Here is a 17,401-nt window from a genome sequence, read left to right as displayed (position 1 = left end):
ATTATTCCCAGCAAATGTTCCATATCAGCGTCAAAACAACTACAAACCCCGGAAAATATACGGCAAATGTGGTCAAATAAGAGCGGAACGACAACAAACACCGGGGAAAACTTACGGCAAATGTTGTTGGAAACAGTCATAAGAATCCGCGGAATATCGCATTTGCCGCATGGTGGTGATTAAATAATTGTAGTCGGCGCAGAAGCATGAGCTTTCGGTATGCTGTTGGTAAGCTTTAGGAAAGCTTTACCTAAGCTATCGTTAAGATTTCCGTGAGCTTATTCCAGTGAGCTTTGAGTATTAAGTATTGCGTCGATTACAATTGGGCCAGCAATTGAGTTGATAATTGGGCTATCAATTGAAATAAAATTAAGCAATTAATAATGCGGAATATTGTAACTAAAGCGTGTGCTATTTGCGATTATGCTATTAGCGATTATTCTGTAAATTTCATACAAGGAGTAGGTATGAATAAAGCCCTTATTAACATTGATTATACGAATGATTTTGTGGCAAGTGATGGCTCTCTTACTGTAGGCGAGCCTGCGCAAAAGCTCGAGAAGCGTATTACTGAGATTTCGCAAGAGTTTCTTGACGCTGGTGAGTTTGTTGTTTTTGCGATTGATACGCATCATTTGAATGACACGTATCATCCTGAAACTAAGCTTTTCCCACCTCATAATATCGCCGGAACTCACGGTCAGAAGTTATATGGCACGCTTGGCGATTTTTACGAAGCGAATAAAGATAAAAGCAACGTGTATTACATTCACAAGACTCGCTACTCTTCGTTTAATGGCACGGATTTGCTGATTAAGCTTCGCGAACGCCACATTGAGGAGTTGCATTTGGTGGGAGTTTGCACGGATATTTGCGTGCTTCACACTGCTGTTGATGCGTATAATCTTGGATTTAAGATTGTGGTTCATAAGGATGCCGTAGCAAGCTTTGATCCTGCAGGGCATGAGTGGGCGCTTCGTCACTTTAAGACTTGTCTTAATGCGGATATCGTAGAAGGCTAACTTACTAAAGTTACTTACTAAAGTACTTTAAAAGCAGTTACTAAATCTGCTTAAAAAAGATTATCTAATAACGCTGGTTGCTTGATGCGCCAGCGTTTTTGTTTATTCGGAGTGTCGACTTGCTTTTAATGAGAATCATTATTATTATTAGTAGACGTTGTTAAAATCTTCCATAATTATTTGCGAAAAGAAGAGCGCATATAACGGTAAGAAGATGAAGTGTAGAGAGCGAAATAGTAATTATGACTCATGCAGTGAAGTCTATGTTTAAGCGAGCGCTTGCTTCTGCAAGTGTATTTGTGCTTGCTTTTGCAGTGCTGGTATCTGGTTTTGGTGCTGCAGTGCCTGCGCTTGCGAGCGAAAGGCACACTACTTACGCATACGACGCATCTAAGAAAGACGTACTCTCAAACGGTCACATGGATATTTTTTATCCTTTTATGCTTAACGACAAATTAATTATGGGTTTTGAAGCAAATTCTATGCTTTACAAGCCGGAAAACATTACGATGAAGGTTGGAAAATCTTCATATAGCACTAAGCCTTTTGACAACTACAAAAACAAATTACCATTTGACGCATCAAAGGGTTATTGGCTTTTAGATGAGTCTGGTAATAAACAAGATAAAGAGTTGTTCCCAGGGTGGGATACGTCTGTAGCAAGATACGCTGTTGGTGCCGAAAATCCAGATGGAGCAACTGCAGACATTGTTGTGCAAAAGGTAATCGCTCCTAAAGGCGGAAAAGTCTTAGTATGGGAAACAGATAAAAATAAGCAGGGTGAGTCTAGGGCTAAATCTTTTGAGTACCAAGATAAAGACGATGTTGAAGGCGAAGAAGGTAGCCGCTTTGAGTTTCCAGGCGTAATTCATCAACCTCAGGTAATTCATCAGCATACAAACTGGGTATTTACTCAACCTGGTACGTATAAGCTGGAAGTGTATGCGGTTATTAAGAATAAGAAAACTCAAAAAACTATTACTACGAATACTGCAGAATATACTTTTGAAATTGCAGCAAGTAATAATCACACTGTTCCTCTTGGCTCAACTATTAAAGAGCGAGGAAAAGCTGAAATCCCAGTTTTGGACGCAAATACTAAGGACGAAGATCCGAGCGATAATCCTGAGTGTAAAGATGGTCAGCTGTGCATTTTAGGCATACGAAATAAGGGATTACACCCACATTATCATTCTTATGAAATTGGCGGAGACTTAAACCTTTACACCTACATGGATGGTTTAAAGGAAAAAATTGCAAGTGGTGAAATAAAAAGGCCTACGTATCGTTGGTGCATAACTCGCGCGGATGAGCAAGAAGGTACAGAAGGAACTTGCTTTATGGGAGAAAGGCTTATACTTCCTCCAGAGCCTGCAATGAATAATATGCAAGTTTCTGTTATTGTTACGGCTTTTGAAGGCACTTTTGATTATGAAAAACAACGCGCAACCGGAAAAATAGTTGTAGAAGATCACGGAGCCGACGGTAGGCCAGTTGTTGCAATTAAGGGCAAAAACAAGGTTAATGTTGGTGAAACTGTGCATCTTAATGCAAAGCTGTATTCGCCTCGTGTACCTGTTGTAAATGGTGGGGCTGGAGATCCAGAAGAGCCTGCTACGTCCATAGTTAAAAAATACAGGTGGATGATTAAGAAGGATGGCGAAAAAAACTTTACTAATATACCAATGGCTGAAGGTAAAAGCCTTGATTTAGTAGTTGACGAAAGTATGCAGGATGCTGTTATTCGTGCTTCGCTTGTTTTGGACGACGGAACTTTGTACAGGAATGCTGGGTATGACGATTTCTGCGATTGGACTGTTAATATTAAAAATTTGAACAAGAACAATCCAGGAAAAGCTGAAAAATCTAAAGACAAGAATAAGCATAAGAATCAGAAGAACAGTAAGAAGCGTAAAAATAAAAAAATTAAGCGCAATAAGAATAAGAAGCGTAAATCTGGCGAAAATAGTGAAGCAGATGGACAGTCTGAAGATGGTAAGCCTGAAGATGGTAAGCCGGCAGGCAGCAAAAATAATTCTAAAGCTGAGCATGCAGGCGATAACGCAGGCGAAAATGAAAATGCCAGCTCAGAAGACAATATTGATAAAGTCATAGATGCTTCAAGCCAGAATCAGACTGACGCAAATAATAATTCTAAAACTTCCGGCGCTGAGCAGAATAATCTTCAGAACGCTGGTAGCACTCCGTTAGCTAAGAAAACTCAATCAAAAGGCGGATTTGCAAATTCTGGTGGCGGTTTTACAAAATCAGCTTCTAGAACCTTGGGTGGGTTGCGTCATAGTAGATCTTCTTCAAAGCATGCTAAAAAGCTGAAAAAAGTTAAGCTTCTTAGAAAAAAGAGCAAAAAATCCACTAAGAATGCCTCGTATGAGTCTGAAGAAAGCAACGATGAGTATTCAGAAAACTTAACTGAAGGCGAAGAATCTCAAGAAGAAAAAGATTATAAAACAAAATGGGTGGCTGCTGCTATTGGTGCCGCAAGCGTAAGTTTGTGCACAATAACAGGAGTTGGAGCATTCTTACTTCGTTCACGCTTGAAAATGTTATAAAGGATAAAAAATGATAAATAATAAGCGTTATATTTCAAAAGGAATTATTGCGTTTGCTGCAACAGCGATTATGATAATAGCAACTTTGTTGTTGCCGACTTCTTTTGTGGAATCTGCTCACGCGGCAAGCAGCAACCAACCTGTTATGATTCAGGCAGGTCACGCCGATTTTGGACCAACTCTTGCGGGCGGAAATTGGAAAATACAAATTCGTGACGATACTGGTGACGATCCAGTGTGGCGAGATCCAGAAAATGTTGTGTTCAAGCTGGGTAGTAGCTCGATTATTTCAATGCCAAACGATTCTACCTACAGTTTTATTGGTGAAAAGCCTGGAACCAAACTTTACGTAATTCCACAAACTCAGAATCCTGATGTTCCATGGCTTGGATGGAATACTCAAGAAGGTGGAGTGTTAAACGAGCTTGATCGCGGAGCTAACCTTTCGCTCGAAGGAGTAAGCGGTCCAGGAAAATTGCACGTTTACTTAGAAAATGGCAATAATAATCCGCAGCAACTTTGGGATAGTACTAAAGGTTATCCGCAAAACAGCTGGATTGAAACTAACGCTCATACTCACGTGAATTGGGTGTTTTCTAAGCCTGGTATTTACCATGTGAAGCTCACTTTTTCTGGAAAATTGAAGAATGGGCGAAAAGTAAGCGATACTCGCGTTCTTAATTTTGCGGTTGGAGACAATACGGATCCGCAGGCTGCTCTTGGTGGCGCTGCTGGTGGAGCGCAGGAAGCTGAGTCACAAAACGGCAGTGAAGATTCTGAAGATAATGGCGAGGATGAAAACGCAGAACAGAATAATGGAAATGCTGACAATAATAAATCTGGTATAGCTTCAAGCAAAAAGCATCAAAAGTCTCATAAAGCAGATGATACTGTTGTAATTGCGCAGATTGTGATGATTATTGTTGTAATTCTTACCGTCGTTATTATTGCGTTTATTTTATTCGCTGTAATAAAAAGCAAGAAAGCGCGCGAACAGGCGATTTCGCAGCAAAATACTCTCGGAGATTTAGTGAATGCTTCGGAAGAAACAATTATTTTGCCAAAAACTGATTTGAATAAGTAGCTAATAAGTAGCGAATTAGTAATAAATAAGTAGTTTAGGATAAGTAATGCTTAAAAAATCTACATTAATTTGCATGAGGCTGTTTAGTGCTTTTGTTAGCGCGATTATTTCAGTCGGCTTTTTAGCTTCCATGTGCTGCTGCAATTGCGGTAGTGCGTACGCGGACGAGGCTGGCGTAAGCTCTGGCTCTAGTGCGAATAGTGAAAAAATTGATGGCGCTGAAAATAAGCAGAATTGCAAGGATGCTGTTGTATCTGACGATGCTGAAAGTGAAGACCGTTCGTATATAACAGCAAAATGCATGGTAAACAAAGGTCATACAGACGCGTTCGCAACGTATATTAGCAAAAAAGGAAAATTTGTTTTAGGAACTCGCGGAGATAGTTTCCCTGGAGTTAATGAAAAGCATAGATACAATCCAACTCTATTAGTATTTGTACTTGGAAACAACACTAAACAATCTAGTGAAGGACTAAAGTTTTTGCCCAAAAATGGCAGTGATGTGCCAATTTGGGGATTACCTCAAACTCAAGATACTAGTAAATTGTGGCCGGGATTTGCAACCGAAACTTTAGGTGAAAAATCTGGTATAACAGGCGTAAGATTTGCTATAAAAAGCGCAACAGTTCCAAAAGGCGGAGCCGTGTACGCTTATCAGGATGATGCTCATGGTGACGTAACACCTGTTATAGGAACGCCTAACACAAAATTCCCGCACAAAATGTATGTGGGTTCAAAAGCGCATATGCATGTTAATTGGATATTTACCAAAGCTGGAAAGTATGTTCTTGACGTGGAAGCTGCTGGAAGGAATGAAGCAGGCTCTATTTATAAAAATGTACAACGATACACGTTTGAAGTAGATATGGATGCTGCTGCCTCTAGCGATAATGAATCGATTGCAGCTTCTGATGAAGAATTTAATGATTACAGTGGATTCGTTAAATTAGAAAAGCAGAAGGCTGAGGAAGATTCCGACGGTGAGGAATCTGAAGGCGAAGGTGAAAGTGACTCAGATTCCGATTCTGACGATGAGGAATCTGAAGGCGAAAATGGCAGCGATGATGACGATGAGGATTCATCGACTTCAATTGTTATAAACGGCAATAACAACAGAGTGTACGTAACGCCTTGGCCTGGATCTAAGCCAAGTGGCGGATTGGCAAATCGTGGCTCTGAAGATGAAGAAGAAGCCGAAACAGAATCTAGTAAAAATAATTTAGATTCTAAACAATCCAAATCTAAAAATAAGAATAAAAAAACAACTAAAAAATGTTCAACTTTTAACGATATAAAAGAAGATAAGCTGATTATCAAACATGGGCACGTTGATTTAGCAACGTACTCAAACGGTAGCGGAATCGGCTTTGCAGTGCAAGAAGACGTAACTGGATCTCACGTAAAGCGCGACCCAAGTAAAGTCGTATTTTACGCAGGAAATGCAGCAAAAGATGGAAATGTGTGGAGACTTCCTCAAACGCAAAAAGGAAGCGTTCCATGGGTTGGTTGGAGCAACCAAGGTTTGCATCCGCATAAATCCAGCAAAATAAGTCTTGAATCTGTAAAAGGGCCTGGCAGTGTGCGCATTTGGTTGCAGGGTGGACTTGGCACAAAAGCGAAAACTGTTATGTCTAGTAACGGAAATCGAACTTACACAATTCCGGCTAATACGCATATGCACTTGAACTGGGATTTTTCAAAATCTGGATACTACACGATTCGTCTTGCAGTTAGCGCTAATGGCAAAACTCTTGCTAAGGATTTCCACTTCGCAATTGGTGTGGACGCGCTTAAAACACCTATGGGCTGCTCCGTAAGCGAAGTTGGTGGAGATGAAGGAGACAATGTTGCTGATGGTGACGGCGACGGCGCAACTGAAGGCACAACTGAAGGCGCAACTGACGGTGCAACTTCATTTGAAAATGGCGGAAACGGCGGAAATTCTGGAAGCAATTCTGGAAGCAATAATAATGGTGGGAGCACGCCATTAGCTGCTGCATCATACTCTGGTAATGGTGGTTCATCATTCTTTGGGGGAGGGTTTGCTTCCAATAAATCTAAATCCGGAAAATCTAAATCCTCAAAAACCGGCAGAACTGTGAAGCTATTCGGCACAATCGGCAGCAAGTCGCGCAAAGGTGTTGAAGCAAAATATGCTTCTAAGCGCGTTAAGGGTCTTAGAAGAAGCTTGCTTAGCAATGTAAAAGATGATGAGTCAACTGGAATTTCAGGATTGTTTAGTAGGAATCCTGTGCTTGCATACTCGCTTATTATTGGTGGAGTATTAACTGTTCTATCCGTTACTGCTGCCGGAATTTGGTTCCTCTACAAGCGCGGACTCATTAGTTTGAATTGGTTACTGCGCTATTAAGGTTTATTTCGCTATTAAAAGTAGTAGGAGTGTGTAAGGGTGATTCGTTGGCCCAGAAAAACAAAGCAAACTTTTTTTGCTGCGATTGACGCAATTGCAGTGGTTGCGCTTATTTTTCCGCTTTCTGCTTGTGGCAGCGCAAACGGCAATACGCGCGCAGGACATATGGATGGCCGTATTAATGTGGTTACTACTACAGGCGTTTTGCGCGATATGGTGGCGAATGTAGCAGGAGATGCTGCAAATGTGAGTTCAATAGTGCCGGATAATGCAGATCCGCACTCTTACGAGCCGCGATTGCGATCAATTCGAGACGTTGTGTATGCGGACGTGGCTTTTAGTAATTACATGATGCTTGAAGAGCACGGCGTGATTACAGCTTTGGACGCAAATTTGCGAAAAGGCGTGCCGAATGTTGAGCTTGCTGAAGAAAGCGTGAAACATGCGGCGGATATTATTCCAATGGTCGAAGACGTGTCTTTGGATACTATTTGGCTAGGTCTTGCTACAGAACGCATGGCTGCGCAAGTTGGAGCAGAAGCTGCAACTGTGAAATCTGCAACTGTGAAATCTTCTGAAGAATCGCAAAATTCTAAATCTTCTGAAGAATCGCAATCTTCTACATCTTCGCAGTCTTCACAATCAAACGCGCCTTCAACAGTAACAAAAGAAGGACGCGCAACCGTAATAAAGCCAAATGCATACAACATGAAGCGTTCGGACAGAATCCGCTTAACTGCAACAAAAGTAAAAGGACCTGGAGCATTATTCGCTTACCTTACAGGCACTTTTGGAAGCGTAGAAACTTACGTAAATTCAGCGAACGGAATTAGCGACGAAGATCATGTGGATTTGCCAGCGGATGCGCACACGCACTTAAGTTGGGCTTTTAGCAAGCCAGGAGAGTACACGCTTGATTGGCATGCGGATATTTTAGATGCTCAAGGCGCAAGAGTTGCAAGCTTAGGTAATACCAGTATGCGTTTTGCTGTTGGTGTAAACGCACAGAAAGTAGCGAAAAAGCGCAAAGCTCGCGTGGTTTTGAATCAAGGTCACGCTGATTTAGCATACGATTTGGCGTCGCACGGGTTTATGTACCGAGTGGATACTTTGCAAGAAAAGCGCTCTGCTGCGCCAAAACGCGTGTATTATGCGCCTCGCGATGTAGTAGTAGAAGTGCCGACTAATGCGCTGAAGGAGATTCCGGCAGAGCAGGGGTATCGTTTTTTGGGTGCTGCTCGCGAAAAGTTGTATCAGCTTCCGCAAGCTGTTTTAGGAAAGCATGTTCACGGAGATATTGACCCGCATTTGTGGCAGTCAGTAAAAAACGGTATTGCTTATGTGCGCACAATTGCGGATCGCTTGTGCGAAGTGGACGCTAAAAACGCTCGCAAATATCGCGCAAATGCGGACCGATATATTAACAAACTTCTTGACGTAGACGCGTATATGCGCAAAAAAGTTGCGTCAATTCCAAAAGAGCGCCGCAACTTAGTTACAACGCACGACGCTTTTGCATACTTGGGTAAAGCTTACGGTGTAAATATTGCAGGATTTGTAACAATTAACCCTTCAAGCGAGCCGAGCGTGCAAGATAGGCGCAGGCTTTCGCAAATTTTGCGCGACTTGGAAATTCCTGCAGTGTTTTTGGAGCCGAATTTGATTTCGCGCTCGTCTGTGCTTAAAGAGCTTGCAGCCGAAGCGCATGTGAAAGTTTGCCCAATTTATGGTGACGCTTTCGACGCGAAGGTTAGAACTTACGCGGATATGATGCGAGCTAACGCGGATTCTTTAGCGAAATGTTTGAAGTGATAGCGAAGTGATAGCGAAGTGGATGGGATTTATGAATAAAAATATTAGCGAAAATAGTACTGTTATTAACGCGCAAAACTTGAGTGTAAGCTACGCAAATCGCACTGTTGTAAAAGACGTTTCTTTTACTATCAATAGTGGCGAATTCGTTGGGTTACTGGGTGCGAACGGCGCTGGGAAAACAACGCTTTTCCGCGCAATTATGGGGCTGATTCCGCACGCCGGAAAACTAGAAGTTAAAGCTCCTAGCGCAGAAGGCGATAGTGTAAATTCGCGCGTATCTTACGTTGGATACGTGCCTCAACGTCACGATATTGCGTGGGATTTTCCGCTTTCTGTTTTAGATGTGGTGATGATGGGTAGGATTCGTCACATTGGTTACGTTCGTCGCGCAAAAAAAGAAGATTACGAAATTGCGCTTGCCTCGCTTCACCGCACAGGAATGGCTGATTTTCGAGACCGCACAATTGGTGAGCTTTCCGGCGGCCAGCGTCAGCGCGTGTTGGTTGCGCGAGCACTTGCAGGCGAGCCGAGACTTCTTTTACTTGACGAACCTTTTACCGGACTCGATATGCCAACTCAAGAGCTACTTACGAGCCTATTTTTGGATTTAGCAAAGTCTGGAGAAGCAATTCTTATGAGTTCTCACGACATAATCGGCTCAATTAACTCATGCTCAAGAATCATGCTTTTTGATGGCACTATTGTTGGCGATGACGAGCCGCAAAATTTGAGCGCGGAAAAGTGGGTGCAAACATTCCATGTAGCGCCTGAAAATCCGCTTATTAAAGCAGTTGAGCGAGTAATCGGGAAAAAATAGAGGTGGAAAAGTAAATGTTATCTCCAATCGAATTTATACAAGACTTAAGCAATCCGGACCTTTGGTTTCTTCTAAAAGCGCTTATTGTAGCCTGCCTTTCTAGCGTAATTTGCGGAGCAGTGGGCTGCTATGTGGTGCTTCGCGGAATGGCGTTCATTGGCGACGCCGTAGCGCACTCCGTATTCCCAGGACTCGCAATCGCCTTCGTATTACAAGGAAATCTGCTTCTTGGCGGCGCGCTCGCAGGAGTTGCAACCGCACTAATCGTATCTATTTTTAGCCAAAACCGCAGGCTTCGCGAAGACTCGTTTATTGGCGTATTCTTCGTATCTGCTTTCGCGCTTGGAATCGTAATAATTTCAAAAGCTTCAGGCTACGCCGGATCTTTGGAATCCTTCCTTTTTGGCTCTATTACGGGCATTCCGGACTCGGATATTGCTGTGGTAGCTGTTACAGGGCTGATTATTTTAGCGCTTTTAAGCATGTTCCACAAAGAACTTGTTTGTGTGTCGATGGATCGCGAAACTTCGCGCGCAATGGGATTGCCAGTTGCGTGGCTAGACGGAATGCTGTACGTTTTGGTGGCGATTGCCGTGGTTGTTTCTGTGCAAATTATTGGAAACGTGCTTGTGCTTGCGCTGCTTGTGACTCCTGCTGCAACTGCGCGACTGCTTACAGATAGGCTGTCTAGGATGATGATTTTGGCACCGGTTATTGGTTGCGTTTCGTCGATTGTGGGCATGTATATTTCTTGGAGCTTTGATACTGCAACAGGCGGCACGATTGTGCTAGTTGCAACGGTGCTTTTTGTGCTTGCATGGGTTTGCTCGCCTAAGCATGGGCTGATTGCGAAGGCGTGTGTAAAGAAAATAGTGTAACGCAGGTTTATAGCGTGCGGCACAATAGACGTATGGTATCAAAAGGAAAACCTTCGCCAAGAAGTGCTGTCAAACACTTAAGTGATGAGCAAGTAGAACGCTTAGCTCGCGTACACAACTTAGTTGACCCAACGTATTACTACCCAACCGGCGCACGTAAGCCAAATCAGGCAGAAATTGACGCGCAAAATCCTAAAGCCGCCGAAAGACTGCTCGAAGGAACGTCGCGCGTATTGCGCTCGCGTTGCAAAGTACGCGCGTGGGGATTAGAAAACGTGCCAGAAGAAGGCGTGTTTATTACCGCTTGCACGCACGTTACAATGTTTGACGTTTTTATACCAATGACAGCGCTATTTCACCAAGGTCGTAGACCTCGCTACATGGCAAAAGCAGAACTTGCGCACTGGCCAATCTTAGGCAAATGGTTCCAGCTAGTAGGTATGCAGTCGGTTCCGCGCAGAAGCGGAAAAGCGCGCGAAATTGAGGAAGAATCAATCAAAATCCTCACAAACGGAAGACCTTTAAGCATTTGGCCAGAAGGTACTTTAACGCGCGACCCTCAAAAATGGCCGATGAGTATGAAGCCAGGCATTGGAATTATTGCGCTTGAAGCCTCTAGAAGACTAGGGCATCAGATTCCGCTATTTTGCGCTGTTGTGTGGGGTGCTGCAAGCATTAACCACTGGTGGCCTTGGCCGAAGAAAAACGTTGTAATGTGCTACGATACTCAGCTTGATTATTCCGACTTGCTGCAGGGAAGCGAAAATTGGGGAGAATTGCCTCCAATGGAATCTGCTGAAGAGCTTGCTCGTCGCGTGCGAGTGCGTATGACGCAAATTATGGAAGAGATTCGCGGCGAAAAAGCGCCTGCTGGATACTTTGATTACAGGCAGATGAAACGCGTTACGGAAGAATAAAAAATATACGGAAGAATAAAATAAAGTATCTTTTTAAAATCCCGTAAAGCGGCGTGTGTAGTATTAAGTAATAGTGTGATTATAAGTCAAAATTGAGCTGCAAATTAGCTTGCGAAATGCGCGAAACTATAACGCAGCCCACGAAACTTCAAACCGAAAGGCAGGACGTAAACATGAACGTTACGGTGTTGGGTGCTGGTGCTTGGGGAACTGCGTTTGGTCAAGTGCTTGCGGACGCAGGAAATCAAGTGACGATGTGGGCAATAGAGCCGGAAATCGTTGAAGGAATTCGCGACCATCATCATAACGGCGTGCGCCTGCCAAGTGTGGAAAAACTTCCAGAAAATATGACTGCAACTGGGGATCGCGCAGAAGCTGTTGCGAACGCGGATATTGTAGTTGTGGCTATTGCGGCACAATTTGCTCGCGTTGCGTTAGCAGAATTTGTGGGGCTTATTCCGCAAAACGCGATTGTTGTTTCGCTTATGAAAGGCATTGAGCGCACAACAGGAAAGCGCATGGATGAAGTCGTGTGCGAAGCATTGAACTTGCCTCGTAACCGTTTTGCTGCACTTTCCGGACCAAACTTAAGCAAGGAAGTTGCATCTCGCCACCCGGCTGCAGCAGTAGTTGCTTGCGCAGAAAAATCTCAGGCAGAAGTAGTTGCAAAAGCATGCTCAAACAGCTACTTTAAAGCATTCGTATCAACCGACGTAATCGGCGTAGAAATGTGCGGCTCGCTTAAAAACGTGGTTGCGCTCGCAGTTGGTATGGCTCGAGGCGCAGGATACGGCGAAAACACTGCAGCTATGATTGAAACGCGCGGTCTTGCAGAGTTGACTGCTTTGGGTGTTGCGGAAGGCGCAGATTCTCGCACTTTTGCAGGTCTTGCAGGCTTTGGTGATTTAGTTGCAACTTGCGGATCTCCACTAAGTCGCAACTATACTTTCGGCGCAAATCTTGGTAAAGGTATGAGCGTTGAAGAGGCAACCGCCGTAAGCAATGGCGTTGCAGAAGGCGTTCCAACTACAAGCGCAGTTGTGGCAATGGGCAAGCGTTTGGGCGTTGAAACGCCTCTTGCAAGTGCAATGGCTCGCGTGCTGGAAGAAGGAATCTCCTGCCAAGAAATGCTCGCAATGCTTTTCGACGACGACGTTTGCGAAGAGTAAAAACAAAGCGTTTTTGAAAATAATCCAGAATAATACAAAATAATTCAGAATAATCAAAAATAATCTAAGGGAAAATAATGGCAAAAAAGCGTGTGGCATTTTTGTACGGCGGTAAAGCAGACGAACATTCGATTTCGTGTATATCGGCTGCTGGCGTTTTAAGTGCGGTTGACGAAAGTCGATTCGAAATTGTGCGCATTGCTATAACAAAACAGGGCGAGTGGATTGTTGGCGGCGAAGATCCGCGAAACTTCCGCATGGAAGAAGGAGAGCTTCCGGTAATAACAAAAACTGCTGGAACGCGCGATGTTGTGCTAGACCCTGCCAAAGGCGCAGACGGATTTTTAGCCCGCGAAAATGACGGTACACTTACAAGTTTGGGTCATATTGACGCAGTTTTCCCAGTTCTTCACGGTCCAAACGGTGAAGATGGCACTTTGCAAGGCTTGCTAGAAATGATGCAAGTTCCATACGTTGGTTGCGGAGTGTTGGCTTCGGCTGCGTGCATGGATAAATACTATGCAAAGCAACTGTTTAAAGCTGCCGGAATTAATGTTGCTCCTGGAATTGCACTTGATGCGCGCAAGTTTGCAAGCGACGCGGAAAATCGCTTTGATTCATATGCAAACGAAATTCTTGCTCAAGTTGAAGCAGCAAAACTCGAGTATCCGCTTTTTGTAAAGCCAAGCCGCGCAGGATCTAGTTTTGGAGTTACAAAAGTTGAATCGCGCGATGCTAAAGCCTTAGCAGAAGCTATTTTTGAGGCTTCAGAGCACGATTGGCGAGTATTGGTGGAGCAAGGAATTGACGCGCGAGAAATTGAGTGCGCGGTTCTTGCAGCTCGCGACGGCGAAGAACCGAAAGCAAGCTGGCCTGGAGAAGTTGTGCTCGACAAGCGCGAGGCTGGTGAAGACCAGTTCTACGATTTTGACAGCAAATACATGGATTCCGCAGCTTCGCACGTTGAAGTTCCAGCAAACTTGCCAGCGGAAACTTTAGAGCGCGTTCGCAAAACGGCGCTTGCAGCGTTCAAAGCGGCAGATGGGCGTGGATTAAGTCGCGTGGATTCTTTTGTAACTAAAGATGGTCGCGTAATTCTTAACGAAATCAACACGATGCCTGGATTTACGCCAATTTCCATGTATCCAAAAGCTTGGGAAGCAACCGGAATAAGCTACAGCGATTTAATCACAAAGCTTATTGAAGGCGTTTTGAAATAATTTAATCAACTGTAAAACAGCAACAAAAGCAGCAACAAAAAGGAATAAGTATGCAAGATTTGCAAAATTCATGGCGCGACGACACTTATTTGTTAGCGCGCAAACGTCAAGGAACTATTGGCATGTCTTTATGCGTATTCCTAGTAGTTTGGATTGCTGTTGCCTATGTTCTTGGAGTTCTTTCTTCACAGTTTGTGCCTAAGAGCATGCTAAGTGACTCTCTTAACACATTACTTGTGTCGGATATTTCGCAGTATTTAGTCGCTTTGCCAATCGCAATGCTTATTATGCGCACTGTTCCTGCGGCAAAAACCAAACAATTCTCTATGAAATTTAGCCAATTTGGCGGATTCTTTGCTGTGTGCATACCGATTATGTACATTGGTAATATAGTTGGCATTTTCCTAGCAACAGTTCTTAGCGGCGGCAAAGCAGAAAATCGCGTATCAGACACTATTGCAGCGGGAAATATGTGGGAAACCTTCATATTCGTGGTAATTCTTGCGCCAATTGTGGAAGAATGGCTTTTTAGAAAACAGCTGCTTTCTCGTTTGCGCGCGTACGGAGAAAAGCGAGCTATTGTATTTTCTGCACTTGCTTTCGCGCTTTTCCATATGAACATTTTCCAATTCTTCTACGCATTTGGACTCGGACTTGTTTTTGGCTACATTTATATTCGCACGTCCAAGTTGAGCTACAGCATATTCCTTCATATGATTGTGAATTTCCAAGGAAGCATAGTTGCAATGTGGTTGGAAAAGCAGCTGGTTGATGCAAGCGGAAATATGATTGACGTAGAAAAGATGTCTCGTCAGGAATTAACTAGCCTGCCAACCGGTTTTATTCTAGCTGGAATTTATGGGATGTTTATGATTGCCATGCTTATAGTAGGCGTGGTTTTGCTAGTTCGCCGCCGCAAGTATCTTGTATTCTTCAATACTCCGCAAGAACTTCCGAATAAAGCTGGCAACAAAGCATTGTACGGAACTGTTGGAGTAATAGCATTTTTGATTATTTCAATACTTCTTAATTTGCTAATGTTATTTGTGTAAAAGCGAGTAAAAAATAATCGCATAAAAATAAAATATAAAATAAATCAACGAAGGAGGCGAAAGTCATGCAAAGCAATCAGTCTACTAAAACTATTCGCGTAGGACTACTCGGGGCTGGAACTGTTGGGTCTCAAACAGCGCGACTAATAGTTGAACAGTTCAATGAGCTTAAGAAGCGAACTGGGGCTGAAATTGAGCTTGCAGCAGTTGCATGCTTACGCCCAGCGGAAGTTAATGTGCCTTGGATTAAGCGCGATTTGCTAACTACAGACACCGCCTCTTTATGTACTCGCGAAGACATTGATATTATAGTCGAGCTTATTGGCGGACTTGAGCCGGCGCATACCTTTGTAAAAAGAGCGCTGAGCCACGGAAAATCCGTTGTAACAGCTAATAAAGCGCTGCTTGCAAAGTTTGGTCCGGAATTATACGAATGTGCTGAAAGTCACGGAGTTGACTTGTACTTTGAAGCGTCTGTTGCAGGCGCGATCCCTATTCTTCGTCCGCTTCGAGAGTCTCTTATTGGGGACGAAATTACGCAAATTTTTGGCATAGTAAACGGCACTACAAACTATATTCTTGACGAAATGACAGTGCGCGGACTCGATTTTGACTCTGCTTTGCGCGCAGCTCAAGAAAAAGGCTACGCGGAAGCGGATCCAACCGGAGATGTTGAAGGATTCGACGCTGCGAATAAGGCTGCTATTCTTGCAACTCTTGCATTCCAAATGCCAGTAAGCATTGACGACGTTTCTGTTGAAGGAATTAGCGCGATTACGGCTGAAGATATTGCGGTGGCGAGCGCAGAAAATCGTGTGATTAAGCTGCTTGCGGCAGTTGAGAGGCACGGTGATGGCGGTGATGGCGGAGACGGCTGTGACGGCGAGTCAAGTGCAGATGACGGAGTGAGTGTTAGCGTGTATCCGGCGCTTGTTGGTGCGGAACATCCTTTGGCATCGGTTCACGGTAGTTTTAACGCTGTATTTGTTAAGGCTCAAGCTGCAGACGACTTAATGTTCTACGGACGCGGTGCCGGCGGCGCTCCAACTGCCAGCGCTGTTGTGGGAGATGTTGTTAGCGCAGCTAGAAATATTGTGCGCGGATGCTCCGGCTTTGGTGTGCCAATGTATAACAAGTATGTGCCGGCTTCTAGCGAGCAGACTTGTGCTGATTTTGTGATTCGTTGCAACATGGAAGACACTTCTTTGGCTTTGCGCAGCGAAGTTATGGATGTTTTTGCAGATTATGGCGTTAAGGCTGAGCGTTTGGCTTCGGCTTGTGAAGCGCAATACGCGCAGGCTGAAGGGGAGTCGGATTGCCCACAGTGCGGTCTTGGCGGGCCTGGAAGTATGCGCGTTCTTGTGCGCGAATGTTCTAAAGCTACTGTGCAATCTATTTGTAAGGATTTGCAAGATTTAGATTTTGTGTTGGGCAAGCCGCTTGCTTTGCGAATTATTAAGTAAACGCTCTAACGAAAAAGGTGCGAAATGAAACCAGTATGCAACAGCGTGTCAGTTAGAGTTCCAGCAACCAGCGCAAATCTTGGATCCGGGTTTGATACTGCAGGAATTGCGCTTGACTACGCTGATTCGTTGGTGTTTACACTAGATGAGTCGCAAGATGTTCGCGTAATAATTCACGGAGAAGGCGAAAATACTCTTCCGCGCGACGAAAATAATTTGGTTGTAAAAGCATTTCGTAAAGCTTGCGAAATTTTTGGATTGCCAAACTTGAAATTTACTCTTGAAGCGCATAATCAAATCCCACAAGCGCGCGGAATGGGATCTTCCGCCAGCGCAATCGTGGCAGGAGTAGCAGCGGCATGGAGTTTTGCGCACGAAGGCAATATTGATCGTGAGGCAATTTTTGAGATTTCGGCCGCAATTGAAGGCCATCCAGATAACGTTGCTCCCGCAGTTTTTGGCGGATTGACAATGAGTTGGAAGGATTCGCAAGAGTTTCACACGGTGCAATATAAGGTTTCAAAAGACATTTCCGTTTCTATTTTTGTGCCTGATTTTAAGCTGTCTACAGAAAAAGCGCGTCAAGCTCTTCCAGAAAAAGTGCCGTATGGTGACGCAATATTTAACGTGTCTCGAGCTGCAATGCTTCCGGTTGCGTTTGGTGAACTAAATAGCGAATCTTGCGATGCTGTAAAATCAAATCTTTCTAGAAATGAACTGCTGTTTGAGGCAACTCAAGACACTCTTCATCAACCGTATCGCGCGAATCTTATGCAGGATTCATGGGATTTGGTGAAATCGCTTCGAGATGCCGGTTTTGCGGCCGCGATTTCGGGAGCAGGTTCTTGTGTTGCTGTATTTTATGCAGGAAACAGTGCGCTCGCAAACGAGCAAATCGACAAAATTGCGGAGCCGTGGCTTTCGCGCGATGGCTGGCGCGTTTTGCACGTACCGGTTAACTCTACGGGCGTAGAAATAACTCGCGAATAGGCTGTGCGAAGGTATAAAAAGGAAGAGTAAAGT

The 17,401-nt window shown here is 44.1% G+C and carries 13 protein-coding genes; all 13 read left to right on the top strand.

Features of this window, described 5'->3' with window-relative positions; genetic code table 11:
• Nucleotides 1-467: 467 nt before the first annotated feature.
• Complete coding sequence (locus NG78_RS05355; RefSeq protein WP_004133792.1) at nucleotides 468-1,022, top strand: cysteine hydrolase family protein; 555 nt, start codon at nucleotides 468-470, stop codon at nucleotides 1,020-1,022.
• Between the two features lie 242 nt (nucleotides 1,023-1,264).
• Nucleotides 1,265-3,592, top strand: a complete 2,328-nt coding sequence (locus NG78_RS05360) for a choice-of-anchor M domain-containing protein (protein WP_004133791.1) — start codon at nucleotides 1,265-1,267, stop codon at nucleotides 3,590-3,592.
• 10 nt (nucleotides 3,593-3,602) lie between these two features.
• Nucleotides 3,603-4,676 carry a TIGR03773 family transporter-associated surface protein gene (locus tag NG78_RS05365; protein ID WP_004133789.1) on the top strand — a complete coding sequence of 358 codons (1,074 nt, stop codon included), beginning with the start codon at nucleotides 3,603-3,605 and terminating at the stop codon, nucleotides 4,674-4,676.
• A 46-nt stretch (nucleotides 4,677-4,722) separates the two neighbouring features.
• The gene (locus NG78_RS05370) at nucleotides 4,723-7,047 is read left to right on the top strand and encodes a choice-of-anchor M domain-containing protein (RefSeq protein ID WP_004133787.1); all 2,325 of its coding nucleotides are present in this window, start codon (nucleotides 4,723-4,725) and stop codon (nucleotides 7,045-7,047) included.
• Nucleotides 7,048-7,086: 39 nt separating this feature from the next.
• Nucleotides 7,087-8,859: an anchored repeat ABC transporter, substrate-binding protein gene (locus NG78_RS05375; protein WP_004133785.1), complete on the top strand. Its 1,773-nt coding sequence runs from the start codon at nucleotides 7,087-7,089 to the stop codon at nucleotides 8,857-8,859.
• A gap of 22 nt (nucleotides 8,860-8,881) precedes the next feature.
• Complete coding sequence (locus tag NG78_RS05380; protein WP_004133783.1) at nucleotides 8,882-9,679, top strand: anchored repeat-type ABC transporter ATP-binding subunit; 798 nt, start codon at nucleotides 8,882-8,884, stop codon at nucleotides 9,677-9,679.
• A gap of 14 nt (nucleotides 9,680-9,693) precedes the next feature.
• Nucleotides 9,694-10,557, top strand: coding sequence for an anchored repeat-type ABC transporter permease subunit (locus NG78_RS05385; protein WP_004133781.1), 864 nt, complete (start codon nucleotides 9,694-9,696; stop codon nucleotides 10,555-10,557).
• Nucleotides 10,558-10,589: 32 nt separating this feature from the next.
• Entirely contained in the window at nucleotides 10,590-11,474 is an 885-nt protein-coding gene (locus NG78_RS05390; protein ID WP_004133779.1) for a lysophospholipid acyltransferase family protein, read from the top strand.
• A gap of 173 nt (nucleotides 11,475-11,647) precedes the next feature.
• Nucleotides 11,648-12,643, top strand: a complete 996-nt coding sequence (locus tag NG78_RS05395; protein WP_004133777.1) for an NAD(P)H-dependent glycerol-3-phosphate dehydrogenase — start codon at nucleotides 11,648-11,650, stop codon at nucleotides 12,641-12,643.
• A 77-nt stretch (nucleotides 12,644-12,720) separates the two neighbouring features.
• Nucleotides 12,721-13,863 (top strand): D-alanine--D-alanine ligase family protein, encoded by a 1,143-nt coding sequence (locus tag NG78_RS05400; protein ID WP_004133776.1) that lies wholly within the window; start codon nucleotides 12,721-12,723, stop codon nucleotides 13,861-13,863.
• Nucleotides 13,864-13,913: 50 nt separating this feature from the next.
• Nucleotides 13,914-14,915: a CPBP family intramembrane glutamic endopeptidase gene (locus NG78_RS05405; protein ID WP_004133774.1), complete on the top strand. Its 1,002-nt coding sequence runs from the start codon at nucleotides 13,914-13,916 to the stop codon at nucleotides 14,913-14,915.
• Between the two features lie 65 nt (nucleotides 14,916-14,980).
• On the top strand, nucleotides 14,981-16,378 hold the full coding sequence (locus tag NG78_RS05410) for a homoserine dehydrogenase (RefSeq protein ID WP_004133773.1): 1,398 nt from the start codon (nucleotides 14,981-14,983) through the stop codon (nucleotides 16,376-16,378).
• 24 nt (nucleotides 16,379-16,402) lie between these two features.
• Complete coding sequence (thrB, locus tag NG78_RS05415; RefSeq protein WP_004133772.1) at nucleotides 16,403-17,368, top strand: homoserine kinase; 966 nt, start codon at nucleotides 16,403-16,405, stop codon at nucleotides 17,366-17,368.
• Nucleotides 17,369-17,401: the final 33 nt, after the last annotated feature.

The organism is Gardnerella greenwoodii 00703Dmash (genome assembly GCF_000263635.1).
Classification (GTDB): Bacteria; Actinomycetota; Actinomycetes; order Actinomycetales; family Bifidobacteriaceae; genus Bifidobacterium; species Bifidobacterium greenwoodii.
The sequence above is the reverse complement of the archived record's forward strand: the minus strand, read 5'-3'. Positions and strand labels throughout refer to the sequence as shown.

Bases quoted from the DNA above. Each gene is read 5' to 3' on its own strand.
- NG78_RS05355 (WP_004133792.1), top strand. From the start codon at position 468: ATGAATAAAGCCCTTATTAACATTGATTATACGAATGATTTTGTGGCA.
- NG78_RS05360 (WP_004133791.1), top strand. From the start codon at position 1,265: ATGACTCATGCAGTGAAGTCTATGTTTAAGCGAGCGCTTGCTTCTGCA.
- NG78_RS05365 (WP_004133789.1), top strand. From the start codon at position 3,603: ATGATAAATAATAAGCGTTATATTTCAAAAGGAATTATTGCGTTTGCT.
- NG78_RS05370 (WP_004133787.1), top strand. From the start codon at position 4,723: ATGCTTAAAAAATCTACATTAATTTGCATGAGGCTGTTTAGTGCTTTT.
- NG78_RS05380 (WP_004133783.1), top strand. From the start codon at position 8,882: ATGGGATTTATGAATAAAAATATTAGCGAAAATAGTACTGTTATTAAC.
- NG78_RS05385 (WP_004133781.1), top strand. From the start codon at position 9,694: ATGTTATCTCCAATCGAATTTATACAAGACTTAAGCAATCCGGACCTT.
- NG78_RS05390 (WP_004133779.1), top strand. From the start codon at position 10,590: ATGGTATCAAAAGGAAAACCTTCGCCAAGAAGTGCTGTCAAACACTTA.
- NG78_RS05395 (WP_004133777.1), top strand. From the start codon at position 11,648: ATGAACGTTACGGTGTTGGGTGCTGGTGCTTGGGGAACTGCGTTTGGT.
- NG78_RS05400 (WP_004133776.1), top strand. From the start codon at position 12,721: ATGGCAAAAAAGCGTGTGGCATTTTTGTACGGCGGTAAAGCAGACGAA.
- NG78_RS05405 (WP_004133774.1), top strand. From the start codon at position 13,914: ATGCAAGATTTGCAAAATTCATGGCGCGACGACACTTATTTGTTAGCG.
- NG78_RS05410 (WP_004133773.1), top strand. From the start codon at position 14,981: ATGCAAAGCAATCAGTCTACTAAAACTATTCGCGTAGGACTACTCGGG.
- thrB (WP_004133772.1), top strand. From the start codon at position 16,403: ATGAAACCAGTATGCAACAGCGTGTCAGTTAGAGTTCCAGCAACCAGC.